Annotated in this window: 23 protein-coding genes; all 23 read left to right on the forward strand. The window is 75.8% G+C overall.

What is annotated here, in order from left to right; genetic code table 11:
- Window positions 1-33 precede the first annotated feature (33 nt).
- The 23 genes from smc to GC157_09880 all read left to right on the forward strand — a co-directional run bounded on the left by smc (window position 34) and on the right by GC157_09880 (window position 23684).
- The gene (gene smc, locus GC157_09770; GenBank protein ID MBI1377752.1) at window positions 34-3654 is read left to right on the forward strand and encodes a chromosome segregation protein SMC; all 3621 of its coding nucleotides are present in this window, start codon (window positions 34-36) and stop codon (window positions 3652-3654) included.
- Between the two features lie 14 nt (window positions 3655-3668).
- A complete protein-coding gene (locus tag GC157_09775; protein ID MBI1377753.1) occupies window positions 3669-5012 on the forward strand; it encodes a DUF2029 domain-containing protein in 1344 nt (447 codons plus the stop codon).
- Complete coding sequence (ftsY, locus tag GC157_09780) at window positions 5009-6160, forward strand: signal recognition particle-docking protein FtsY (protein MBI1377754.1); 1152 nt, start codon at window positions 5009-5011, stop codon at window positions 6158-6160. Before GC157_09775 ends, ftsY begins: the two co-directional genes overlap by 4 nt.
- Before the next feature lie 3 nt (window positions 6161-6163).
- A complete protein-coding gene (locus tag GC157_09785) occupies window positions 6164-6682 on the forward strand; it encodes a GNAT family N-acetyltransferase (protein ID MBI1377755.1) in 519 nt (172 codons plus the stop codon).
- Between the two features lie 239 nt (window positions 6683-6921).
- Window positions 6922-8259 (forward strand): ammonium transporter, encoded by a 1338-nt coding sequence (gene amt, locus GC157_09790; GenBank protein MBI1377756.1) that lies wholly within the window; start codon window positions 6922-6924, stop codon window positions 8257-8259.
- Complete coding sequence (locus GC157_09795) at window positions 8256-8594, forward strand: P-II family nitrogen regulator (GenBank protein MBI1377757.1); 339 nt, start codon at window positions 8256-8258, stop codon at window positions 8592-8594. Before amt ends, GC157_09795 begins: the two co-directional genes overlap by 4 nt.
- Window positions 8595-8623: 29 nt before the next feature.
- Window positions 8624-11023: a [protein-PII] uridylyltransferase gene (locus tag GC157_09800; protein MBI1377758.1), complete on the forward strand. Its 2400-nt coding sequence runs from the start codon at window positions 8624-8626 to the stop codon at window positions 11021-11023.
- A gap of 112 nt (window positions 11024-11135) precedes the next feature.
- On the forward strand, window positions 11136-12704 hold the full coding sequence (locus tag GC157_09805) for a signal recognition particle protein (protein ID MBI1377759.1): 1569 nt from the start codon (window positions 11136-11138) through the stop codon (window positions 12702-12704).
- A gap of 219 nt (window positions 12705-12923) precedes the next feature.
- The gene (locus GC157_09810) at window positions 12924-13448 is read left to right on the forward strand and encodes a 30S ribosomal protein S16 (protein MBI1377760.1); all 525 of its coding nucleotides are present in this window, start codon (window positions 12924-12926) and stop codon (window positions 13446-13448) included.
- A 1-nt stretch (window position 13449) separates the two neighbouring features.
- Complete coding sequence (locus GC157_09815; protein MBI1377761.1) at window positions 13450-13695, forward strand: RNA-binding protein; 246 nt, start codon at window positions 13450-13452, stop codon at window positions 13693-13695.
- Window positions 13696-13700: 5 nt separating this feature from the next.
- Window positions 13701-14273: a ribosome maturation factor RimM gene (gene rimM, locus GC157_09820; GenBank protein ID MBI1377762.1), complete on the forward strand. Its 573-nt coding sequence runs from the start codon at window positions 13701-13703 to the stop codon at window positions 14271-14273.
- Between the two features lie 3 nt (window positions 14274-14276).
- Entirely contained in the window at window positions 14277-14990 is a 714-nt protein-coding gene (gene trmD / locus GC157_09825; protein ID MBI1377763.1) for a tRNA (guanosine(37)-N1)-methyltransferase TrmD, read from the forward strand.
- A gap of 234 nt (window positions 14991-15224) precedes the next feature.
- Window positions 15225-15584, forward strand: a complete 360-nt coding sequence (locus GC157_09830) for a 50S ribosomal protein L19 (protein ID MBI1377764.1) — start codon at window positions 15225-15227, stop codon at window positions 15582-15584.
- Window positions 15585-15701: 117 nt separating this feature from the next.
- On the forward strand, window positions 15702-16466 hold the full coding sequence (gene lepB, locus GC157_09835; protein MBI1377765.1) for a signal peptidase I: 765 nt from the start codon (window positions 15702-15704) through the stop codon (window positions 16464-16466).
- Window positions 16463-17218, forward strand: a complete 756-nt coding sequence (gene lepB, locus GC157_09840; protein MBI1377766.1) for a signal peptidase I — start codon at window positions 16463-16465, stop codon at window positions 17216-17218. Before lepB (GC157_09835) ends, lepB (GC157_09840) begins: the two co-directional genes overlap by 4 nt.
- A gap of 20 nt (window positions 17219-17238) precedes the next feature.
- Complete coding sequence (locus GC157_09845; GenBank protein MBI1377767.1) at window positions 17239-17754, forward strand: NUDIX domain-containing protein; 516 nt, start codon at window positions 17239-17241, stop codon at window positions 17752-17754.
- Between the two features lie 22 nt (window positions 17755-17776).
- Window positions 17777-18292 (forward strand): NUDIX domain-containing protein, encoded by a 516-nt coding sequence (locus GC157_09850; protein ID MBI1377768.1) that lies wholly within the window; start codon window positions 17777-17779, stop codon window positions 18290-18292.
- The gene (locus GC157_09855; GenBank protein ID MBI1377769.1) at window positions 18289-19041 is read left to right on the forward strand and encodes a ribonuclease HII; all 753 of its coding nucleotides are present in this window, start codon (window positions 18289-18291) and stop codon (window positions 19039-19041) included. Before GC157_09850 ends, GC157_09855 begins: the two co-directional genes overlap by 4 nt.
- Window positions 19042-19145: 104 nt before the next feature.
- Window positions 19146-19463, forward strand: a complete 318-nt coding sequence (locus GC157_09860) for a DUF2469 family protein (GenBank protein ID MBI1377770.1) — start codon at window positions 19146-19148, stop codon at window positions 19461-19463.
- A 190-nt stretch (window positions 19464-19653) separates the two neighbouring features.
- Window positions 19654-20010, forward strand: coding sequence for a YraN family protein (locus GC157_09865; GenBank protein ID MBI1377771.1), 357 nt, complete (start codon window positions 19654-19656; stop codon window positions 20008-20010).
- Window positions 20011-20015: 5 nt separating this feature from the next.
- Complete coding sequence (locus GC157_09870; GenBank protein MBI1377772.1) at window positions 20016-21569, forward strand: YifB family Mg chelatase-like AAA ATPase; 1554 nt, start codon at window positions 20016-20018, stop codon at window positions 21567-21569.
- The gene (gene dprA / locus GC157_09875) at window positions 21557-22699 is read left to right on the forward strand and encodes a DNA-protecting protein DprA (protein ID MBI1377773.1); all 1143 of its coding nucleotides are present in this window, start codon (window positions 21557-21559) and stop codon (window positions 22697-22699) included. Before GC157_09870 ends, dprA begins: the two co-directional genes overlap by 13 nt.
- Before the next feature lie 46 nt (window positions 22700-22745).
- Window positions 22746-23684, forward strand: a complete 939-nt coding sequence (locus GC157_09880; GenBank protein ID MBI1377774.1) for a tyrosine-type recombinase/integrase — start codon at window positions 22746-22748, stop codon at window positions 23682-23684.
- Window positions 23685-23743: the final 59 nt, after the last annotated feature.

The raw sequence follows: 23743 nt of genomic DNA on the forward strand, positions 1-23743 counted from the left end.
CCCGTAGCCGCCGACGCGCCTGGAGTTCCTCTCTTGCACCTCAAGAGCCTCACCCTGCGCGGATTCAAGTCCTTCGCGTCGTCCACCACGCTGCACTTCGAGCCGGGGATCACCTGCGTCGTCGGCCCGAACGGGTCCGGCAAGTCCAACGTCGTGGACGCGATCGCGTGGGTCATGGGCGAGCAGGGCGCCAAGAGCCTGCGCGGCGGCAAGATGGAGGACGTCATCTTCGCCGGCACCGCCGGCCGCCCGCCCCTGGGCCGGGCCGAGGTCCTGCTCACCATCGACAACCACGACGGCGTCCTGCCGATCGAGTACGCCGAGGTCACGATCTCGCGGACGATGTTCCGCAACGGCGGCTCGGAGTACGCCATCAACGGCGCCCCGTGCCGGCTGCTCGACGTCCAGGAGCTGCTCTCCGACTCGGGCATCGGGCGCGAGATGCACGTCATCGTCGGGCAGGGGAAGCTCGACGACATCCTCTCCGCCTCCCCCGAGGAGCGCCGCGGGTTCATCGAGGAGGCTGCCGGCGTCCTCAAGCACCGCAAGCGCAAGGAGAAGGCGCTGCGCAAGCTCGAGTCGATGCAGGCCAACCTCACCCGCCTGCAGGACCTGACGAGCGAGCTGCGCCGCCAGCTCAAGCCCTTGGGCAAGCAGGCCGAGGTGGCCCGGCGCGCCGCGGTGATCCAGGCCGACGTCCGCGACTCCCGGCTGCGCCTGCTCGCCGACGACCTCGTCACCCTGCGCGAGGCGCTCGAGCAGGAGGTCGCCGACGAGTCCGCGCTGCGCGAGCGGCGCGCCGAGGTCGAGGCCGAGCTCGCCGGCGCCACCGCGCGCGAGGCCGTGCTCGAGGCCGAGATCGCCGACGAGGCGCCGACGCTCGCCCGCGCCCAGGAGACCTGGTACCGGCTCTCGAGCCTGCGCGAGCGGGTGCGCAGCACCGCGGACCTCGCGAGCGAGCGCGTGCGCCACCTCGAGCCCGAGCCGGAGGAGGAGCGCCGCGGGCGCGACCCCGAGGAGCTCGAGGCCGAGGCGCACGAGGTCCGCGAGCAGGAGGCCGCGCTCGCCCGGCAGGTGGCCGCCGACCGCGACGTGCTGGCCGCGGCCGTCTCGGCGCGGGCCCAGGCCGAGGCCGACCACGCCGCCGAGGAGCGCCGGCTGGCCGCGCTCGTGCGGGCGGCCGCCGACCGGCGCGAGGGCCTGGTGCGGCTCACCGGCCAGGTGCACGCGGCCACGTCGCGGCTCGAGGCGCGTGCCGCCGAGGTCGAGCGGCTGACCGCGCAGCACGCCGACGCGCGCGCCCGCGCGGACCGCGCGACCGCCGACTTCCACGCCCTCGAGTCCCAGGTGGCCGGCCTCGACGAGGGCGAGGTGGGGCTCGACGAGGAGCACGAGCTCGCCGCCGCCGCGCTCGCCGAGGTGGAGGCCCGGGTCGAGGCGCTGCGGCTCGAGGAGCAGGAGGCCGAGCGGGAGCGCCACGCGCTCACCGCCCGGGTCGAGGCGCTCGAGCTCGGCCTCGCCCGCAAGGACGGCGGCGCCGCGCTGCTCGCCGCAGGCGAGCGGCTCTCCGGGGTCCTGGGCACCGTGGCCGCGCTGGTGCATGTGGAGCCCGGCTTCGAGGCGGCGGTGTCCGCCGCGCTCGGGCCCCTGGCCGACGCCGTCGCGGTCGGCACGGTCGACCACGCCGTCGACGCGCTCACCCTGCTCAAGGACGACGACGCCGGGCGGGCCGCGCTGCTCGTGGGCGGAGCCGGGGCGCCGGACCGCTCGGCCTGGCCGGCCCTGCCGCCGGGCGCCCGCTGGGCGGTCGACCTCGTGCGCGCGCCCGACGCGCTGGCCGGCTCGGTGGCCGTGGCGCTCGCGCGCGTGGCCGTCGTCGACGACCTCGCCACGGCCCGGGCGCTGGCCCGCCAGGACGTCGTCGCGGTCACCCGCGCCGGCGACCTCGTGTCCGCCGGGGTGGTGCACGGCGGCTCGTCGTCGGCGCCCTCGCTGCTCGAGGTGCAGGCGGCGGTCGACGAGGCGCGCGAGTTCCTCGAGCGCGCCGGCCACCGCTGCGAGCGCGTGCGCTTCGAGCTCGGCGGGGCGGCGTCGGCGCTGCACGCGGCGCAGGAGCGCGTCGAGGCGGCGCTCGCCCGCCTGCACGAGTCCGACGCCCGGATGGCCGCCGTCGCCGAGCAGCTCGGCCAGCTCGGCTCCGCGGCCCGGGCGGCGGCGGGCGAGGCCGACCGGCTCGCCGCGGCGATCGCCTCGGCCACCGCCGCGAAGGACGCCGACCAGGCCACCCACGACGAGCTGTCGGCCCGGCTCGCCGCCGCGGAGGCGGCCCCGTCCGACGACGAGCCCTCCACCGACGAGCGCGACCGGCTCGGCGGGCTCGCCGTCGCGGCGCGTCAGGCCGAGGTCGACGCCCGGCTCGCGGTGCGCACGGGGGAGGAGCGCGCCCGTGCGCTGTCCGGCCGGGCGGAGTCCCTCGAGCGGGCCGCGACGGCCGAGCGGGCCGCCCGGGCCGCCTCGGTGCAGCGGCGCGAGTCCCGCGCGCGGGCGGCGGCGGTGGCCACGGCCGTCGCGGCCGGTGCCCGCGCCACGCTCGCACGGCTCGAGGTGTCGCTGGCCATCGCCTCCAGCGAGCGCGAGGACGCCGAGCGCGCCCGCACGCGCCGGGAGGGCGAGCTGCTCGCGCTGCGGGGCCGCACCCGTGAGCTGCAGACCGAGCTCGAGTCGCTCACGTCGTCCGTGCACCGCGACGAGATGGCCCGCGCCGAGCAGCGGCTGCGCATCGAGGCCATCGAGGGCAAGGCGATGGAGGACCACGGCGTCGACGCCGAGACCCTCGAGGCCGAGTACGGCCCGGACGTGCTCGTCCCGCCGTCCGCGGTGGCCCCGGGCGACGAGGTCCACCCCGACGAGCCGGAGCCGGCGGCGTACCCCTACGTGCGTGCCGAGCAGGAGAAGCGGCTGCGCAGCGCCGAGAAGTCCCTGGCGCTGCTGGGCAAGGTCAACCCGCTCGCCCTGGAGGAGTTCTCCGCGCTCGAGGAGCGCCACCGCTTCCTCAACGAGCAGCTCGACGACCTCAAGCGCTCGCGCGACGAGCTGCTCTCGATCATCAAGGACGTCGACGAGCGCGTGCAGCAGGTGTTCGCGGAGGCCTACGCCGACACCGAGCGCGAGTTCGAGCGGATCTTCCCGCGGATGTTCCCCGGCGGCGAGGGCCGGCTGCTGCTCACCGAGCCGGGCGACATGCTCACCACGGGCATCGAGGTCGAGGCCCGGCCCCCCGGCAAGAAGGTCAAGCGGCTCTCGCTGCTCTCCGGCGGCGAGCGCTCGCTGACGGCGGTCGCCTTCCTCGTGGCGCTGTTCAAGGCCCGCCCGAGCCCCTTCTACATCATGGACGAGGTCGAGGCGGCGCTCGACGACGTCAACCTGCAGCGGCTGCTCGGCATCCTCGAGGAGCTGCGCGCGGACTCCCAGCTGCTGGTCATCACGCACCAGAAGCGCACCATGGAGATCGCCGACGCGCTCTACGGCGTCTCGATGCGCGGCGACGGCGTCACCACCGTCATCGGGCAGCGGCTGCGCGACGCGCGCGACCCGGAGCCGGGGGAGGTCGACGTCACCGACGGCTCGGCCGAGCCCGCCGCCCTCCCGGCCTGAGCCGGGGTCGGCCCGTGCGCGCCGCGGCCCTGCGCCTCGACGCGCTGCTGACCCGTCGGGTGCTGCTCACCGGCGCGGTGGTCGTCGTGGTGCTCGACGTCGTCGGGCTCGTCGTCAACGTGGTGCTGGGGCACCCGCCGCGCACGTTCATCGGCACGGCGCTGCTGCCCGACTACGTGGCGCACTGGACCGGCGGGCGCCTGCTGCTCGACGGGCGCACCGACACGCTGTACGACGTCGCGGTGCAGCACACCGTGCAGACGCCGGTGACCGGCAGCGCGACGGAGCTGTCGTGGTTCGTCGGGCCGCCGGTGGCGGCGGTGCTGTTCGCGCCGTTCGCCCTCCTGCCCTACCCGGCGAGCGCCGCGGCGTGGACCGTGGTCTCGCTCGCGCTGCTGGTCGGCTCGGCCGTGCTGGCCCGGCCGCTGCTGCCCCGCCTGGGGTCCGCGCGGACGTGGCCGGCCGTGGTGCTCGTGGTCGCGGCCACGCAACCCGTGCTCGAGGTGGTGGGCATCGGGCAGGACTCGGCGCTGAGCCTGTTCCTCTGGGTGTGCGGGCTGCGCCTGCTGGCCTCGGGCCGCGACGCGGCGGCGGGCGCGGTGCTCGCGCTCGGCCTGGTCAAGCCGCAGCTGTTCGCCCTGGTGCCGCTCCTGCTGCTGGTGCAGCGACGCTGGCGCGGCCTCGCGGCCTGGTGCGCCGCGGCGAGCGGCCTCGCGCTCGTGTCGGTGGCCGTGGTCGGTCCGCGCGCGGTGGCCGACTGGGCATCAGTGCTGGTGTCGCAGGAGTACCACGACCGGATCCAGTCGTTCCAGGCCTGGATGATGCAGGGGGTGCCGTCGTTCCTCACGGCGGTGGTCCCGCCCGCGCTCGGGCCGGCCGCCGGCGCCGTCGGCTACGCCGTGGCCGCTGCCCTCGTCGTCGCGACGCTCGTGGTCGCCTGGCGCGCACCCCGCGGGGCGGTCGTGCCGGTGTGGGCGCTCGGACTGCTCACCACCGTCGTCGCGAACCCGCACCTGCTGGGCTACGACCTCGTGGTCGCCCTGCCGGCCCTGCTCGTCGTGCTCGACCGGCACGACCGGCCGTTCGTGCGCCTGTCGCTGCTGCTCATGGCTGCTCTCACCTGGTCGAGCCTGCCCCGGCACCGCTGGGCCGGCGGGCTGGAGTGGCCGGGCGTCGTGCTCGCCGCGTCGTGGTGCACGCTGCCCCTGCTCGGGCTGTGGGCGGTCATGTGGCGCGACTGCCGCCTCCTGCCCTCGGAACCGTCCTCGGAGCGCGTCGCGTCCGGCGCGGTCCCGGCGTCCGCTGCGACCGGCGCCGGGTCGGGGCGCCCGGCCGCCGATGGGAGGATGCCGGGGTGAACCCCGCGCTCCTCTACGTCCTGATCGCGGTCGCGGTCCTGCTCGTCGCCGTGGTCGCCGTCGCGCTCGTGCGCGGCCGCGGCCGCGAGGGCGGGCACCGCACCCCGACCCTCCCGCCGATCCACCCCACGGCACCGCCCACGCACGAGCCCGCGTCGCACGTCGCGGTGATCGAGGACGTCGAGCTGCCCGGCGGGCAGGCGCCCACAGCAGTGCTCGAGCGCCCGGAGCCCAGCGCCGGGCGCCTGGCCCGGCTGCGCGCCCGGCTGGCCCGGTCCAACACCGCGGTGGGCAAGGGCCTGCTCGCCCTGCTGACCCGCGACCGGCTCGACGAGGCCACCTGGGAGGAGGTCGAGGAGACCCTCCTCGCCTCGGACCTCGGCGTCGGCCCGACGCAGGAGCTCGTCGAGCGGCTGCGGGCCCGCACCCGGGCCGAGTCCGTCGCCGACGCCGCCGGCGCGCGGGCGATCCTGCGCGAGGAGCTGCTCGCGCTGGTCGACCCCGCGCTGGACCGGTCGGTCGCCACCCACACCGACGCCGAGCGTCCCGCCGTCGTGCTGGTCGTCGGCGTGAACGGCACCGGCAAGACCACCACCACCGGCAAGCTCGCCCGGGTGCTCGTGGCCGACGGCCGCACCGTGGTGCTCGGCGCGGCCGACACCTTCCGCGCGGCGGCCAGCCAGCAGCTGCAGACCTGGGGCGACCGCGTCGGCGCCACCGTGGTGACCGGCCCGGAGGGCGCGGACCCCGCGGCGGTGGCCTTCGACGCGGTAAAGCACGCGCTCGACGAGCACGCCGACGTCTGCCTGCTCGACACCGCCGGCCGCCTGCACACCAAGACCGGCCTCATGGACGAGCTCGGCAAGGTCAAGCGGGTGGTGGAGAAGCAGGCGCCCGTCGACGAGGTGCTGCTCGTGCTCGACGCGACCACCGGCCAGAACGGCCTGCGCCAGGCGCAGGTGTTCGGCGAGGTGGTCGACGTCACCGGCATCGTGCTGACCAAGCTCGACGGCACCGCCAAGGGCGGCATCGTCGTGGCCGTGCAGCGCGAGCTCGGCGTCCCGGTGAAGCTGGTGGGCCTCGGCGAGGGCCCCGACGACCTCGCGCCGTTCGACGCCGAGGCGTTCGTCGACGCGCTGCTCGACTGACCGGTGGGCGCCCTCGAGCTGCGGACGGCGACGGACGAGGACCTGCCGGCCGTCGCCGCGCTCGTGGTGCGCGCCTACCGCGGCCCCGGGTCCGAGCACGGCTGGACCAGCGAGGCCGACTACATCGCCGGCCCGCGCACCGACGTCGCGACCGTGCGCGGCCTGGCCGCCGTCCCCGGCAGCGTGTTCGTGGTGGCCGTGCTCGACGACGAGGTCGTCGGCACCGCGCTGCTCCAGCGGCGCGGCGGAACGGCCTACTTCGGGATGTTCGCCGTCGACCCGCAGCGCCAGCGGCTGGGCACCGGCGCGGCCGTGCTGGCCGCCTGCGAGACGCTCGCGCGCGACGAGTGGGGCTGCGCCCGGCTCGAGATGACGGTGATCGACCGGCGCACCGACCTCATCGCCTGGTACGAGCGGCGCGGCTACGCCCCCACCGGCGAGGTCGACGACTTCCCCTGGCACGCCGGGATCACGCCGGTGCGCACGGACTTCCGGCTCCTGCACCTCGCCCGGCGGCTCTGACGCGATCCCCGCGCCCTGCCCCGCTGAAGCCGGGCGGCCTGCGCCGGACGGGCGACCCGGTGACCGGGCGCGACACACGCCCGTAACACGCCGCGGCGAAACGTCACCGACGCGAAACACGGGGTGCCCGGCGCTGGAACACCCCGCCGATGGAGTTCACCCCAGGTCGGCGCAGGGACGCGTCGGGTGCAGCCGGACGCGTCCCACGCGCCGCTGCTCATTGGGGAGGAGATCGATCGATGGATCTGAACTCGGGAGACACCGCCTGGGTCCTGGCCAGCACGGCGCTCGTGCTGCTCATGACCCCGGGTCTCGCGTTCTTCTACGGCGGCATGACCAAGGCCAAGAGCACCCTCAACATGATGATGATGTCGTTCATCACGATCTGCATCGTCAGCGTGCTGTGGGTGATCTACGGCTTCAACCTCGCGTTCGGGAGCTCGCAGGGCCACAGCCTGTTCGGTGACTTCAGCATCACCGACATCGGCACGTCGGTCGACGCGCTCACGTACAACGGCGGGGACTACCCGATCCCGCTGCTGGCGTTCGCCGGCTTCCAGCTCATGTTCGCCGTGATCACCCCGGCGCTCATCAGCGGTGCGATCGCCGACCGCGCGAAGTTCCTCACCTGGGGCATCTTCGTCGCTCTGTGGGTGACGATCGTCTACTTCCCGGTCGCGCACTGGGTCTTCGACTTCGGTGACGCCGACGGCGTCGGCGCCGGCTGGCTCGCAGCCCGCGGCGTCGAGGACTTCGCCGGAGGCACGGCGGTGCACATCAACGCCGGTGCGGCGGGCCTGGCGCTCGCGATCGTGCTCGGCCGGCGGGTGGGCTTCAAGAAGAACCCGAGCCGCCCGCACAACCTGCCGCTGGTGCTCATCGGCGCGGGCATGCTCTGGTTCGGCTGGTTCGGCTTCAACGCCGGGTCGGCGCTCGGCGCCAACGGCACCGCCGCGGTCGCCCTGCTCAACACGCAGGTCGCGACGGCCGCCGCGCTCGGCGGCTGGCTGCTCGTGGAGAAGATCCGCGACGGTCACCCGACCAGCCTCGGCGCCGCGTCCGGCGCCGTCGCCGGCCTCGTGGCCATCACCCCGGCGTGCGCGTTCGTGGCGCCGTGGGCGGCCGTGCTGCTCGGCGTCCTCGCGGGCATGATCTGCGCCCTGGCCGTGGGCCTGAAGTACCGGTTCAACTACGACGACTCGCTCGACGTGGTCGGCGTCCACCTGGTCGGCGGCATCGTCGGCTGCCTGTTCATCGGCTTCTTCGGCACCTCCGCGATCGGCGGCGCCGACGGGCTGTTCTACGGCGGCGGCACCGAGCTGCTCGGCAACCAGGCGATCGGCGCGTTCTCCGTGCTCGCGTACTCGTTCGTGGTCGCGCTGGTGCTCGGGTTCCTGCTCGAGAAGACCATCGGCTTCCGGATCAGCCGCGACGCCGAGCTCGAGGGCATCGACCTCACCGAGCACGCGGAGACCGCGTACGAGTTCGAGGGCCTGGCCGGCGGCGGCCTCGGTGGCGGCAGCACCGCCGTCAAGGAGAGGATCGCCATCACGACCGACGAGGAGGTCTCGGCATGAAGCTCGTCACCGCGATCATCAAGCCCTTCAAGCTCGACGACGTGAAGTCGGCGCTGGAGGCGTACGGGATCCAGGGCATGACCGTGTCGGAGGCCAGCGGCTACGGCCGCCAGCGCGGGCACACCGAGGTGTACCGGGGGGCGGAGTACACCGTCGACCTGGTGCCCAAGGTCCGGCTGGAGGTGCTGGTGGAGGACGACGACTCCGACTCCGTGGTCGAGGTCATCGTCAAGGCCGCCCAAACCGGGCGGATCGGCGACGGCAAGGTGTGGTCGGTCCCCGTCGAGACGGTGGCCCGGGTCCGCACCGGCGAGCGCGGCCCCGCCGCCCTCTAGCGCGGGGAGCATCAACGGGAGGAGGCGCGGTGCGGGTCACGGTGGACGAGGCGACGAGCTCCTACGCCGAGGCCCGCGCCGAGCTCCTGGCACGACCGGGAGCGCCCGGCGCCGCGAGGCGCCGGGCGCTCACCGCGCTCACCGACGAGTGGCTGCACGCCCTCTACGTGGCGGCCGGTGCCGGCGACGTGGGGGCGGCGCTGGTGGCGGTGGGCGGCTACGGCCGCGGCGACCTCGCGCCGGGCAGCGACCTCGACCTGCTCCTGCTCCACCCGGCGAACGTCGCCGTGCAGGAGGTCACCGCCGTCGCCGACCGGCTCTGGTACCCGGTGTGGGACGCCGGGCTGCGACTCGACCACGCCGTGCGGGCGCCGGCGGAGGCACGTCGCCTGGCGGCGCAGGACATCAAGGTGGTGCTCGGCCTGCTCGACGCGCGGACCGTCGTGGGCGACGACGGCCTGACGAAGGCGCTGCGCGAGTCGGTCCTGGGGGACTGGCGCGCGCTCGCGCCGCGCCGGCTCGACGAGCTGCACCACGGCGTCGACGAGCGGATCGCGCGCTCGGGGGAGCTCGCGCACCTGCTCGAGCCCGACCTCAAGGACAGCTACGGCGGCCTGCGCGACCTCGTGGCGCTGCGCGCCGTCGCGGCGTCGTGGGTCACCGACGCGCCGGTGGCCGCGCTCGCGCCGCACCGCGAGCTGCTGCTCGACGTCCGCGACGCCCTGCACCTCGTGACCGGCCGGGCCACCGACCGGCTGCTCCAGCAGGAGCAGACCGCGGTCGCCGCCCGGATGGAGGTCGAGGGCCAGGACCCCGCCGACACCCTGCTGCGGCGGGTGTCGGCCGCGGGCCGCGCCGTGTCGTACGCCGCGGACACCACGTGGCACCGGGTCGAGCGGCTGACCCGGCGCACCGGCGTCCGCAACGGCATCGCCGCCACGGCACGCCGGCTGCGCGGCTCCCGCGGCGAGCGGGCCCCGCTGGCCGACGGCGTCGTGGTGCAGGACGGCGAGGCGGTGCTGGCGGCCGAGGCCCGGCCCGAGCGCGACCCCGTGCTGGTGCTGCGGGCGGCCGCCGCGGCGGCCCAGGCGGGCCTGCGGCTCGCGCCCCACGCCGTCGACCGGCTGGCCCGCGACTCCGCCCCGATGCCCGAGCCGTGGCCGGCGCCGGCCCGCGACGCGCTGGTGTCGCTGCTGGGCGCGGGCCGTCCGGCGATCCCGGTGTGGGAGGCGCTCGACCAGGCCGAGGTGTGGAACCGGTTGATCCCGGGGTGGGCGCCGGTGCGCAGCGCCCCCCAGCGCAACCCCGTGCACCGCTTCACCGTCGACCGCCACCTCGTCGAGACGGCCGTGCAGGCCGCGGCGCACGCGCGGCGGGTCGGACGCCCGGACCTGCTGCTGGTGGGCGCGCTGCTGCACGACATCGGCAAGGGCCGGCCGGGCGACCACACCGACGTGGGCGTCGCGCTCGTGCAGGACATCGCGCCGCGGCTGGGCTTCGCGCCCGACGACTGCGACGTGCTGGTGTCGCTGGTCCGCCACCACCTGCTGCTCCCGGAGACGGCCACCCGCCGCGACCTCGACGACCCGGCGACCGTCGCGTCGGTCGCGGCGGCGGTGGGCTCCCAGGACGTGCTCGACCTGCTGCACGCGCTCACCGAGGCCGACGCGGCCGCCACCGGCCCGGCCGCGTGGAGCGACTGGAAGCGCTCGCTGATCGACGACCTCGTGGCGCGGACCCGAGCGGTGCTCGCCGGGCGGCCCGTGCCCGAGGCACCGCGCACCACGATGGCCCAGGCGCGCGTGGCCGAGGCGGTGCGCCTGGTGTCGGCCGAGGGCATCGCGGTGCTCCTCGACGACGAGCCGCAGGCCGGCGTCGTCACGGTCACCGTGGCCGCGCCGGACCGCACCGGCCTGCTGTCCACCGTGGCCGGGGTGCTCTCGCTGCACCGCCTCGCCGTGCGCGGGGCGCAGGTCGACACCGTGACCGCCCCCGACGGCGGCCGCCGGGCCGTGCAGGTGTGGACCGTGACGCCGGCCTACGGCGACCCGCCCCCCGTCGAGCGGCTGCGCGAGGACGTGACCCGTGCCGTGGCCGGCTCGCTGGACGTCGCGGCCCGTCTCGACGCGCGGGACGCCGCCTACGCCGGGCCCCGCGAGGTCGCCGCACCCCGCGTGGACGTCGTGCCGGGCGCCAGCGAGCGGGCCACCGTGCTCGAGGTCCGGGCCCACGACGCGCCGGCGCTGCTGCACCGCGTGACCCGGGCCATCGCCGCGGCCGACGTCACGATCATCGCGGCGCGGGTGGCCACGCTCGGGTCCGAGGTCGTCGACGTCTTCTACCTGGTCGACCACGACGGCGTCCCGCTCACGGACGCGCGCGCGGCGACGGTGCGGGTGACCGTGCTCGGGGCGCTCGACCGGCGCTGAGGGGACCGCCAGCGGCGCCCGGCGCCGGCCCGGGCGGTCCCCGTTACCCTGGGAGTCCCGCCGGCCCGCGCGCCGGCGGCGTGGTCCCGGACCTCCGACGACAGGACGTTCCTTGTTCACCTCGCTCTCCGACCGGCTCAGCGCGACCTTCCGCAACCTGCGCGGCAAGGGCCGCCTGTCGGAGGCCGACGTCGACGCGACCGTCAAGGAGATCCGCACCGCCCTGCTCGAGGCCGACGTCGCCCTGCCGGTGGTCCGGCAGTTCACCGCCACGGTGCGCGAGCGGGCGCTGTCCGACGAGGTCAACCGCGCGCTCAACCCGGCGCAGCAGGTCGTCAAGATCGTGCACGAGGAGCTCGTCGCGGTGCTCGGCGGCCAGACCCGCCGCCTGCGCCTGGCCAAGAACCCGCCCACGGTGATCCTGCTCGCGGGCCTCCAGGGCGCCGGCAAGACCACCCTGGCGGGCAAGCTCGCCCTGCACCTGAAGGAGGCCGGGCACGCGCCGCTGCTCGTGGCGGCCGACCTCCAGCGCCCCAACGCCGTCGACCAGCTCAGCGTCGTCGCGGAGCGGGCCGGGGTGGCGGTGCACGCGCCCGAACCCGGCAACGGCGTGGGCGACCCCGTGGCCGTGGCCCGCAGCGGCGTCGAGCTCGCCCGCACCCGGCTCTACGACGTCGTGATCGTCGACACCGCGGGCCGCCTCGCCATCGACGCCGACCTGATGGGCCAGCTCCAGCGCGTGCGCGACGCGGTCTCGCCCGACGAGACCCTCCTCGTGGTCGACGCGATGATCGGCCAGGACGCCGTGCAGACCGCCGTCGCCTTCGACGAGGGCGTGGGCATCGACGGCGTCGTCCTGGCCAAGCTCGACGGCGACGCCCGCGGTGGCGCCGCGCTGTCGGTGGTGACGGTCACCGGCAAGCCGATCCTGTTCGCCTCGGTGGGGGAGAAGCTCACCGACCTCGAGACCTTCCACCCCGACCGGATGGCCTCGCGCATCCTCGACATGGGCGACGTGCTCACCCTGATCGAGCAGGCCGAGAAGGCCTTCGACGCCGAGCAGGCCGCGCGGATGGCCGGCAAGGTCGCCAAGGGCGACGACTTCACGCTCGAGGACTTCCTCGAGCAGATGATGAGCCTCAAGAAGATGGGCTCGCTGACCAAGCTGCTCGGGATGCTGCCGGGCATGGGCGAGATGAAGGCCCAGCTCGACTCGCTCGACGAGCGCGAGCTCGACCGGGTCGCCGCGATCATCCGGTCGATGACGCCCGCCGAGCGCGCCGACCACACCCTGCTCAACGGCTCTCGCCGGGCCCGCATCGCCCGCGGCGCCGGCGTCGAGGTCTCGGCCGTCAACCAGCTCGTCGACCGCTTCGTCGAGTCGCAGAAGATGATGCGGCAGATGCGCGCCGGCGGCGGCATGCCCGGGCTGCCGGGGATGCCGGGCGCGGGCGGGGGCAAGCGGGCCAAGTCGCGGCAGAAGCCCCAGGCCAAGCAGGCCAAGGGCGCCAAGCGCAGCGGCAACCCGGCCAAGCGCGCCGCTGCGGGGTCCGGGCAGCCGGCTCCCGGCGCGCCCGGCGGCGGCTTCAACCCCGCGGCCTTCGGGCTCGACGCCGCGGCCCTCGAGGAGCAGCTCGGCGAGCTGCCGCCGGAGTTCAAGGGCCTGCTCGACAAGGGCTGACCGTCCGCTGCGGGCGTCCCCGCCGGCGTGGGGGACCCCGCCGTGAGGCGGCGATTTCCGGACGCCGCCGACCCTCTGGCAGACTGTGCGGGTCGATCCCGCCATGTCCGGCGGCCCTCTAACCGGCCGGACCGCGCGGAGTCCTCGGGAAACGCGTCGTCCCGCACCCCACGCTGGGTCGGCCGGTCCCACCCCGTCGTTACAGGAGAACCAGCCCCCGTGGCCGTCAAGATCAAGCTCAAGCGCATGGGCAAGATGCGCAACGCCCAGTACCGCATCGTCGTCGCCGACGCCCGCACCAAGCGGGACGGGCGCGCGATCGAGGAGATCGGGCTCTACCAGCCCAAGGAGGAGCCGAGCCTGATCCAGGTCGACTCCGCCCGGGCGCAGTACTGGCTCGGCGTCGGCGCGCAGCCGACCGAGGCCGTCCAGGTGCTGCTCAAGATCACCGGCGACTGGCAGAAGTTCCACGGCCTCGCGGGTGCCGAGGGCACCCTGAAGGTGGCCGAGCCCAAGGCCGACAAGAAGGCCGTGTTCGAGGCTGCGGCGCTCGAGGCCGCGGACGAGCCGGTCAAGGAGGCGACGACCCCGAAGAAGAAGGCCGCCGCCAAGGCCGACACCGCCGCCGCCGAGGCTCCGGCCGAGGCCGCGACCGACGAGGCCCCGGCTGCCGAGGCGCCCGCCGAGGAGACCCCTGCCGCGGAGGCCCCTGCCGCGGAGGCCGCCGAGAGCACCGAGGCCTGACGTGCTCGAGGAGGCGCTCGAGCACCTGGTCAAGGGCATCGTCGACCACCCCGAGGACGTCGACGTCCGCGACCGCGCCAGCCGGCGCGGTCCGGGCCGCGCCCTCGAGGTGCGCGTGCACCCGGACGACATGGGTCGCGTGATCGGCAAGTCCGGGCGCACGGCGACCGCCCTGCGCACCGTGCTGTCCGCGCTGTCGTCGGGCAAGAACGTGCGCGTCGACTTCCTCGACCTCGGAGAGCGCTGAGCTTCGTGCTCGTCGTGGTCGGACGCATCGGCCGCCCCCACGGGATCCGTGGCGAGGTGACCGTCGAGGTGCGCACCGACTCCCCGGAGACCCGTTTCGCGCCCGGCTCGGTCCTCGTGACCGAGCCGGCGCGGCTCGGCCCCCTCACCGTCGCAGCCGCCCGCTGGCACAGCGGGCGGCTGCTGCTGTCCGTGGCCGGCGTCCGCGACCGCACCGGGGCCGAGGCCCTGCGCGGAGCGGTCCTGTCGGCCGACGTCGCGGACGACGAGGTCCCCGAGGACCCCGAGGAGTTCTTCGACCACCAGCTGCGGGGGCTGCGCGTGGTCGGCGTCGACGGCGCGCCCATCGGCACGGTCGGCGACGTGGTGCACCTGCCCGGCCAGGACCTGCTCAGCGTCGTCCGCGAGGACGGCCGCGAGGTGCTCGTCCCGTTCGTGGCCGAGCTCGTGCCGGACATCGACGTCGAGGCCGGCGTGGTGACCGTGGCGCCCCCGCCGGGGCTGCTCGAGCTCGACGAGCCGGACGGGTCCGACGAGCCGGGAGCGCCCGCCGGCCCGTCCGCCGGCGCGGGGGGCTGAGCCGTGCGGATCGACGTCGTCACGATCTTCCCCGACTACCTGGCCCCGCTGGGGCTCTCGCTGGTGGGCAAGGCGGCGCAGGCCGGCACGCTCGACCTGCGCGTGCACGACCTGCGCGAGCACACCCACGACCGCCACCGCACCGTCGACGACACCCCGTACGGCGGCGGGCCCGGCATGGTGATGCGGCCCGAGCCGTGGGGCGAGGCCCTCGACGCCGTGCTCGCGAGCGGGCCGGCGTCGCGCCCCCGGCTGGTGGTGCCCACGCCGAGCGGGCGCCGCTTCACCCAGGAGGTCGCGCAGGAGTACGCCGACGAGCCCTGGCTGGTGTTCGCCTGCGGCCGCTACGAGGGCATCGACGCCCGGGTGGTGGAGGAGTACGCCGACCGCACCACGGTCGACGAGGTCAGCATCGGCGACTACGTGCTGGCCGGTGGCGAGGCCGCCGTGCTCGTGGTGGTCGAGGCCGTGGCCCGGCTGCTGCCCGGCGTGCTCGGCAACCCGGAGAGCGCCGTCGACGACTCCTTCGCGGCCGGCGCCATGCAGTCGCTGCTCGAGGGTCCCGTGTACACCAAGCCCCCGGTGTGGCGGGAGCGGGCCGTCCCCGACGTGCTGCTCTCGGGCGACCACGGCCGCATCGCGGCCTGGCGCGCCGAGCAGGCCCGCGCCCGCACCCGCGAGCGCCGTCCCGACCTCCTGCCCCCCGACCACCCCTGACCGCGATGTCACTGGTGAAAGGGTCGCTTCCCGGCCGCGGAGACGACCGTTTCACCAGTGACATCGGGCCGGGGCGCAGCGGATTGGGAGGGTCCCGTCCTGCTGTGGCAGACTTCGGGGGTTCGCGCCGCGCTCCCTGCCTCCGGGGGGACCCGGCGGTCCCGCCCTCCGGGCGGCGGACACCCTGACGAACCCCGTACCGCGAGCGACCGGTGGCGCGCGCGAGGAGACACCATGAACACGCTCGACTTCGTCGACGCCGCGTCGCTGCGCAACGACCTGCCCGACTTCCGCCCCGGCGACACCGTGAAGGTCCACGTGAAGGTCGTCGAGGGCAACCGCTCCCGCATCCAGGTCTTCCAGGGCGTCGTGATCCGCCGCCAGGGCGGCGGCGTGCGCGAGACCTTCACCGTCCGCAAGGTCAGCTTCGGCGTCGGCGTCGAGCGCACCTTCCCGGTGCACACGCCCATCGTCGAGAAGGTCGAGCTCGTCACGCGCGGCGACGTCCGCCGGGCGAAGCTGTACTACCTGCGCGACCTGCGCGGCAAGAAGGCCAAGATCAAGGAGAAGCGGGACAACTCGCCGAAGGACTGACCCGGCCCGCCGCCCCGGCGGCGCGGTCCCGGTCCGCACGAGCACGCCACGCCCGGCCCCCTCGGGGCCGGGCGTGCGTCATGTCCGCCCAGGTCCAGCAGTTAGGCTCGTCCCACCATGGCTCACCAAGCGCCCGTCGGGTCGCCCCGTCCCGAGACGCCGACCCCGAGCACCCGGCGAGCCGCCCACGCCCGACCCGAGCACCGGCACTCCTTCTGGAAGGAGCTGCCGGTCCTGCTGCTCATCGCGTTCGGGCTCGCCTTCCTGGTCAAGACCTTCGTGGTGCAGGCCTACTACATCCCCAGCGGCTCCATGGAGAACACGCTGCAGGTGGGCGACCGGGTCATGGTCAACAAGCTCGTCTACCACGTCCGCGACATCGCCCGGGGCGACGTCGTGGTGTTCAACGGCGTCGACTCCTTCACCCCCGAGGTGTCGATCACGCCGCCCTCGGACCCGCTCGGCAAGGTGCTCGACTGGTTCGGCCGCACCTTCGGGTTCGCACCGCCGGACGAGCGCGACTTCGTCAAGCGCGTCATCGGCATCCCCGGCGACCACGTGGTCTGCTGCGACGCCACCGGCCACGTCACCGTCAACGGGGTCCCCCTCAGCGAGACCGACTACCTGTTCCCCGGCAACGCCCCGAGCACGGACAAGTTCGACGTCGTCGTGCCCCCGGGCAAGCTGTGGGTGATGGGCGACCACCGCGCGATGTCGAGCGACTCGCGGGCCCACCTCGGCGACCCGGGCGGCGGGTTCGTGCCGGTCGACCGCGTCATCGGGCGCGCGTTCGCCGTCGTGTGGCCCCTGTCGCGGATGCAGGTGCTCCCGGTGCCGGCCACCTTCGACCAGCCCGCGCTCGACCAGGGAGCGTCCCCATGACGACGCCGTCCACGCCGGCCACCCGCGAGGCCGAGCGCCGGGCCGCCCGCAAGGGCGGTGCGCTGCGCGAGCTCGTCGTCATCGTCGCGGTGGCGCTGGTGCTCTCGGTCCTGGTGCGCACCTTCGTCGCGCAGGCGTTCTACGTGCCCAGCGCCTCGATGGAGAACACGCTGCAGATCCAGGACCGCATCATCGCCTCGAAGCTGAGCACCGAGTTCGGCGGCGTGCACCGCGGCGAGATCGTCGTGTTCACCGACCCCGGCGGCTGGCTGGAGGGCGTGCCCCCCGACACCGGCGTCAAGGGCTGGCTCAAGAAGGCGTTCATCTTCGTCGGGCTGCTGCCCTCGGACACCGGCGAGGACCTCGTCAAGCGGGTGATCGGCGTCGGCGGCGACCACGTCGTGTGCTGCGACGCCAAGCACCGCATCCAGGTCAACGGCGTCTCGCTCGACGAGACCTACATCAAGCCCGGTGCGGGCACGGCGCAGGTGAAGTTCGACATCACCGTGCCCGAGGGCCGCATCTTCGTGCTCGGCGACAACCGGGCCGACTCGGCCGACTCGCGCTACCACCTCGACGTCGCCAGCGGCACCGTGCCGGTGGGCAACGTGGTCGGCCGCGTCGTGGCGGTCCTCTGGCCCACGTCGCACTGGTCCGGCGAGCCGGTCCCGTCGATCTTCGAGAACCCGGCACTGGACGCCCCACCGGGGTCGCGACCGAGCTCGGACGCGTCCGGGTCGGCGTCTCGCTGACGGGCACGCGGGTGGCCACCGTGACGGCCTGGCCGGGCTTCGACGTCGAGCGCTCCAGCGTCCGCGTGGTGCTGCTCGACGACGACGGCCGGCTGCTGCTGTTCCGCACGATCGACCCCACCATGCCCGAGACGGGCGAGTGGTGGGAGCTGCCCGGCGGCGGGATGGAGCCCGGGGAGGACGTCGTCGCCACCGCCGTGCGCGAGATCGCCGAGGAGACCGGCTTCGCCCTCGACCCGGCCGGCGTGGGTGCCCCCACCTGGGTGCGCGACTCGACGTACGTGCGCCGTCACCGGCGCACCTGGCAGCACGAGGTGGTCGTCACCGCCCGGGTGCCCGGCCGCGCGCCGGTGCCGCGGCGCGAGGGCCGCACGCCCGAGGAGCTCGAGGAGTACGTCGGGCACCGCTGGTGGACGGCCGAGGAGGTGCGCGAGGCGGGCGGCGGCACGCGGTTCTTCCCGGCCCGGCTGCCCGGGCTGATCGGACCGTTCCTGGCCGGCGAGCGGGTCGACGAGCCCTTCGACCACTGGAACTAGGCGGCCGACGTAGGGTCGGCGCGTGGGGCAGACGGGCGACGTCGGACCGCTGCGGCGGCGCGCCGCGCGGGTGGTCGCCGTCTCCGACCGCGAGCGGCTCCTGCTGCTGCGCGGCGGCGACCCGGCCCGTCCCGGCCGCCACATCTGGCACGCGCCCGGCGGCGGCGTCGACCCCGGCGAGGACGACCGCGCCGCGGCCGTGCGGGAGTTCGCCGAGGAGACCGGCCGCCACGTCGAGCTCGGACCGCTCGTGTGGGACCGCGAGCTGGAGTTCTCGTTCAACCACGTGCTCTACCACCAGTTCGAGGTGTTCTTCCTCGCGCACGTCGGGCCGGAGTTCGAGCCCGACGACGCCGGCCACAACGAGATCGAGCAGTCCTACCTCAGCGGTCACGGCTGGTTCTCCGTCGCGGAGCTGCGCGAGGTCGCGCGCACCGACCTGCTCGCGCCGCCCGACCTGCCCGACCGGCTCGACGACCTGCTGCGCACCGGGGTCCCGGACCGGCCGGTCCGCGTGCTCGGGGCGGTGCTGCCGTGAGCCGGGCCCCGTCGCTGCGCGTCGAGCGCGAGATCCTGCGCTCGCGCGGCGTCCGCTGGCTCGCGGCGGTCGACGAGGTGGGCCGCGGGGCCCTCGGCGGCCCGGTGACGGTGGGGGTGGTGCTCGTCGAACTCGAGACCCGGGCCGCCCCGGCCGGCGTGCGCGACTCCAAGCTGCTCACCCCGGCGGCCCGCGAGCGGCTCGTGCCGCGGCTGCGCCGCTGGGCACCGGCCTGGGCCGTGGCCCACGCGAGCGCGGAGGAGATCGACGCGGTCGGCATCCTGCGGGCCCTGCGCCTGGCCGGCGAGCGCGCCTTCGCCGCGCTGCCCGAGCGTCCCGACCACGTCCTGCTCGACGGCAGCTACGACTGGGTGTCGCGCCCGGCGCCGGCCCTCTTCGACGACGACGGCGCCCCGAGCGACCCGGACGCCTGGAGCGCGCCGCCGCCCGTCACCGTCCGGGTGAAGGCCGACATGTCGTGCTCGTCCGTGGCGGCGGCGAGCGTGCTGGCCAAGACCACCCGCGACGCGCTCATGGTCGGTCTGGCCGCGCGGTTCCCGGCGTACGGCTGGGACGTGAACAAGGGCTACGCCAGCCCGGAGCACCTCGAGGCCCTGCGGGCGCACGGGCCGTGCGAGGAGCACCGGCGCAGCTGGGCCATCCCCGGCGGCCGGGACCGGGAGGGCCTCGAGCCCGACGCCGATCTCGCCGACGAGGCGCTCGGCCTCGACCAGGTCGCCGGAGCCTGAGGGGCGTCCCGGTCGCTGCGGCGCGCGCGGCTGCGCCAGGATGGGTCCGGGCCCGCGACCGCGCCGCCCCCCGCGTCGGGAGCAGGTCAGGAGGGGGTGGCGCGATGTCGGCGGAGGACCTCGAGCGCTACGAGACCGAGATCGAGCTCGGCCTCTACCGCGAGTACCGCGACGTCGTCGGGCTGTTCTCCTACGTCGTGGAGACCGAGCGGCGCTTCTATCTCACCAACTCCGTCGACGTGCAGGTGCGCACCGGCGACGGCGGCGAGGTGTGGTTCGAGGTGCGGATGTCCGACGCCTGGGTCTGGGACATGTACCGGCAGGCCCGGTTCGTGAAGAACGTGCGGGTGCTCACGTTCAAGGACGTCAACGTCGAGGAGCTCGCCAAGCCCGACCTGCAGATCCCCGACGGCGGTCGCTGAGCCGTCCCCAGCCGGCGCCGGGCGGCCCGGCGTCCCCAGGCACCGTCGCGGCCCCCGTCCGCGCGGCGCCCCTCCACGGTGAGGTCCTCCCACGGCGCGCCCGCGCCGGGAAGGAGCCTCGCCGCCCATGCCGCCCCGCCCGCCCGGCCCGTCCCCGTCCTCCGCCCCGTCCGGCCCGCCCGCCCGTCCGGTGCGGCGCAAGGACGCGCTGGGCCGCTACGGCGAGGACGTCGCCGCCCGCCACCTCGAGGCGGAGGGCTTCGTCGTGCTCGAGCGCAACTGGCGCTGCGACCAGGGCGAGGTCGACATCCTCGCCCGCGACGGCGACGTGCTCGTGGTGTGCGAGGTCAAGACGCGCAGCAGCCTGAGCCACGGCTCGCCGTTCGAGGCGGTGACCGAGCGCAAGCTGCACCGGCTCGAGCGGCTGGGCATCCGCTGGATGCGCGAGCGCGGCGTGCGGCCGCGGTCGATGCGCGTCGACGTCGTCGCGGTGCTGCGGCCCGCGTCGGGGCGCACGGTCGTGCAGCACACGCGGGGCCTGTCGTGAGCGGCGTGGCCCGCACCCGCGGGGTCGTCCTGCTCGGCGTCGACGGCCACGTCATCGGGGTCGAGGCGCACGTGTCGATCGGCGTCTCGGGCTTCTCGGTGGTCGGCCTGGCGGACAAGCTCGTCACCGAGGCGCGCGACCGATGCCGGTCCGCCGTGCTCAACACCGGCCTGGAGTGGCCCGGGCCCAAGATCACTGTGGGTCTCTCGCCCGCCGAGCTGCCCAAGCGCGGCCCGACGCTCGACCTCGCGATCGCGCTGGCGCTGCTGGCGGCCAGCGGCCAGGTGCCGCAGGCCACCGCCCACGAGTCCGTCGTCGTCGGCGAGCTGGGCCTCGACGGCCGGGTGCGCCCGGTGCGCGGCGCGCTCGTGGCCGCCCTGGCGGCGCGGGCGGCCGGGGCCCGGTCGTTCATCGTGCCCGCCGCCAACGTCGCCGAGGCGTCCCTCGTGCCCGGCCTGGTCGTTCACGGCGTGCGGTCCCTCGCCGACCTCGTCGCCCTCGTGCGCGGCGTCGACCCGCCGGAGCCGGCGGACCCGCTCGAGCCGGACCCGACGCCCCCCGTGCCGCCGCGGCCGGTGCCGGACCTGGTCGACGTGCGCGGCCAGCACGAGGCCCGGGCCGCGCTCGAGCTCGCGGCCGCCGGCGGGCACCACCTGGCGATGACCGGGCCGCCCGGCGTCGGCAAGACCATGCTGGCCGAGCGGCTGCCGGGCCTGCTCCCGGCGCTCGACGAGCAGGCCGCGCTCGAGGTGACCGCGATCCACTCCGTGGCCGGCCGCCTCGGGGGAGGCGGGCGGCTCATCACGGTGCCGCCGTTCGAGGCGCCCCACCACACGGCCACCCACGCCGCGATGGTCGGCGGGGGCTCCGGCGTGCCGCGCGTGGGGCTGGTGTCGCTGGCCCACCGCGGGGTGCTCTTCCTCGACGAGGCCCCCGAGTTCGACGCGAGCGCCCTCGACGCCCTGCGCCAGCCGCTGGAGTCCGGCGAGATGGTGGTCACCCGCTCGGCCTTCTCGGTCACCTTCCCGGCCCGGTTCCACCTCGTCCTGGCGATGAACCCGTGCCCGTGCGGGCGCGGCGGCGACGTGGAGCGAGGGGCGCGGGCGACGGCGTGCGTGTGCACGCCCCAGCAGCGCCGGCGCTACCTCTCGCGCATCAGCGGGCCGCTGCTCGACCGGGTCGACCTGCGGGTCGCCCTCGTGCGCCCCACCCTGGCCGACCTCGAGTTCGGGGCGTCGTCGGCCGAGCCCACGGTGGCGGTCGCCGCGCGCGTGGCCACCGCGCGCGAGCGCGCGGCCCGGCGCCTGGCGGGCACGCCCTGGCGGGTGAACGCCGACGTCCCCGGCCCGGTGGTGCGCCGCCAGTTCGGGCTCGACCGCGACGCCGCGGAGCCGCTGGACACCGCGCTGTCCCGCGGGCTGGTCTCGGCCCGGGCGGCCGACCGGATCGTGCGCGTCGCGTGGACGGTCGCCGACCTCGCCGGCCGCGACCGCCCGGACCGCTCCGACGTCGGCACCGCGCTGCTGCACCGCGACGTGGGGACCACGTGGGCGGCCTGACGCCGGCGCCCGCGCCGGCACCGGACGACGAGCGACGGGATCGCGCCCTGCTGACCCGCGTGTGCGAGCCCGGCGACCGCCAGGTGGCGCGACTGGTCCGCGAGCACGGTGCCGGGGGCGCGCTGGCCCTCCTGCGCGCCGCCGACCCCGCTGTCCGGACGCCCGAGCGCTACCTCGCCCGGCTCGAGGCCGCCGACGTCGACGCCGACCTCGCCCGGCTGGCCCGCGTCGACGGCCGGGTGGTGGTCCCCGGCGACCTCGAGTGGCCCACCCAGCTCGACGACCTCGGCGAGCTGGCCCCGCTCGCGCTGTGGGTGCGCGGCGCGGCCGACCTGCGCATGTCCGCCCTGAGGTCGGTGGCGGTGGTGGGCGCCCGGGCCGCCACCTCCTACGGCACCTACGTCGCCTCCACGCTCGCCGGCGACCTCGCGCTCTCGGGCTGGACCGTTGTGTCCGGCGGGGCCTACGGCATCGACGCCGCCGCCCACACCGGCGCGCTGGCCGGCGGCGGCGTCACCGTGGCGGTGCTGGCGTGCGGCGTCGACGTCGCCTACCCGCAGCGTCACGACGCCCTGTTCGCCCGCGTCGCCGCCGACGGCGTGCTGGTCTCGGAGGTGCCCCCCGGCTCCGCCCCGCACCGGGGGCGGTTCCTGGTGCGCAACCGGGTCATCGCGGCGCTCACCCGCGGCACCCTGGTGGTCGAGGCGGCGCTGCGCTCCGGGTCGCTGTCGACCGCGCGCGACGCCGAGCGGCTCGGCCGGCCGGTGCTCGTCGTGCCGGGGCCGGTCACCTCGCCGATGTCGCAGGGGGTGCACCGCGAGCTGCGCCGGGGCGCGGTGCCGGTCACGTGCGCCGCGGAGGTGGTGGAGGCCGTGGGGGAGCTCGGCACCGACCTGGCCCCCGAGCCGGAGTCACCCGTTCGGCCCAGCGACCGGCTCGACCCGATCGCCGCCCGGGTGCTCGACGCCGTGCCCGTGCGCCGGCCGGCCACGGCGGACTCGATCGCCCGTACCGCAGGGCTGACACCGGCGGAGACCTCCGCCGCCCTCGGCCTGCTCGAGCTCGAGGGGTTCGTCCGGCGGGGCCCGCAGGGGTGGTCGCTGCCGCCACGGCGCGGCGCGCCGCGTTGACTCCTGCGGCCGTGGCCCCGACGGTGGAGCGGTGTCCGAGGTCGCGATCACGCCGCTCACCGGCGTCGAGGAGCTCCCCGCGCACCTCGCGGAGGTCGTGGAGTCCTTCCGCGTGCACCTCGCCACCGAGCTCGGGCGCTCGCCGCACACCGTGCGCGCCTACGTCGGGGACGTCGAGCGGCTGCTGCGCCACGCCCGCGCCCGCGGCGCGACCTCCCTCGACGACCTCGACCTCGCGGACCTGCGCTCGTGGCTGGCCGCCGAGGGCTCGAGCGGGCACGCCCGCGCGACCCTGGCGCGCCGGGCCGCCGCGGCCCGGGTGTTCACCGCCTGGGCGCACGCCCGCGGCCACCTCGCCGCCGACCCCGGCGACCGGCTGGCCACGCCCGCCCAGCACCGCACCCTGCCCGGCGTGCTCAAGCAGGCCGAGGCCGCGTCGCTGCTCGAGGTCGCCGCGACCGCAGCGGACGACGACGACCCCGTCCACCTGCGCGACCTGCTCGCCCTCGAGCTCCTCTACGGCACCGGCATGCGGGTGGGGGAGCTCGTCGGCCTCGACCTCGACGACGTCGACCCCGGCCGGCGCACGCTGCGCGTGCTGGGCAAGGGCGCCAAGGAGCGCACCGTGCCCTACGGGCCGCCGGCGCAGCGGGCGCTGGACCGCTGGCTGGCCGACGGGCGCCCCCGTCTGGTGACCCCGGGCTCCGGGGCGGCGCTGCTGCTCGGCGCGAGGGGCGGCCGGCTCGACCCGCGGACGGCCCGGGCGCTGGTGCACCGCATGCTGGCCCACGTCGCCGGCGCCCCGGACCTCGGGCCGCACGGCCTGCGGCACTCGGCCGCCACCCACCTGGTGGAGGGCGGGGCCGACCTCCGGTCGATCCAGGAGATCCTGGGGCACGCTACGCTCGCGACGACACAGATCTACACCCACGTCAGCGTCGAACGGTTGAGGGCAACGTATGAGCAGGCGCACCCGCGAGCGTGAGGACGTCGACGACGCCCTCGAGCCCGAGGAGGGCCTCGATGACGCCGTGGACGACGAGC

The sequence above is a fragment of the Frankiales bacterium genome (assembly GCA_016125335.1).
Classification (GTDB): Bacteria; Actinomycetota; Actinomycetes; order S36-B12; family CAIYMF01; genus Longivirga.

Bases quoted from the DNA above. Each gene is read 5' to 3' on its own strand.
- amt (MBI1377756.1), top strand. From the start codon at position 6,922: ATGGATCTGAACTCGGGAGACACCGCCTGGGTCCTGGCCAGCACGGCG.
- GC157_09795 (MBI1377757.1), top strand. From the start codon at position 8,256: ATGAAGCTCGTCACCGCGATCATCAAGCCCTTCAAGCTCGACGACGTG.
- GC157_09830 (MBI1377764.1), top strand. From the start codon at position 15,225: ATGAACACGCTCGACTTCGTCGACGCCGCGTCGCTGCGCAACGACCTG.
- lepB (MBI1377765.1), top strand. From the start codon at position 15,702: ATGGCTCACCAAGCGCCCGTCGGGTCGCCCCGTCCCGAGACGCCGACC.
- lepB (MBI1377766.1), top strand. From the start codon at position 16,463: ATGACGACGCCGTCCACGCCGGCCACCCGCGAGGCCGAGCGCCGGGCC.
- GC157_09860 (MBI1377770.1), top strand. From the start codon at position 19,146: ATGTCGGCGGAGGACCTCGAGCGCTACGAGACCGAGATCGAGCTCGGC.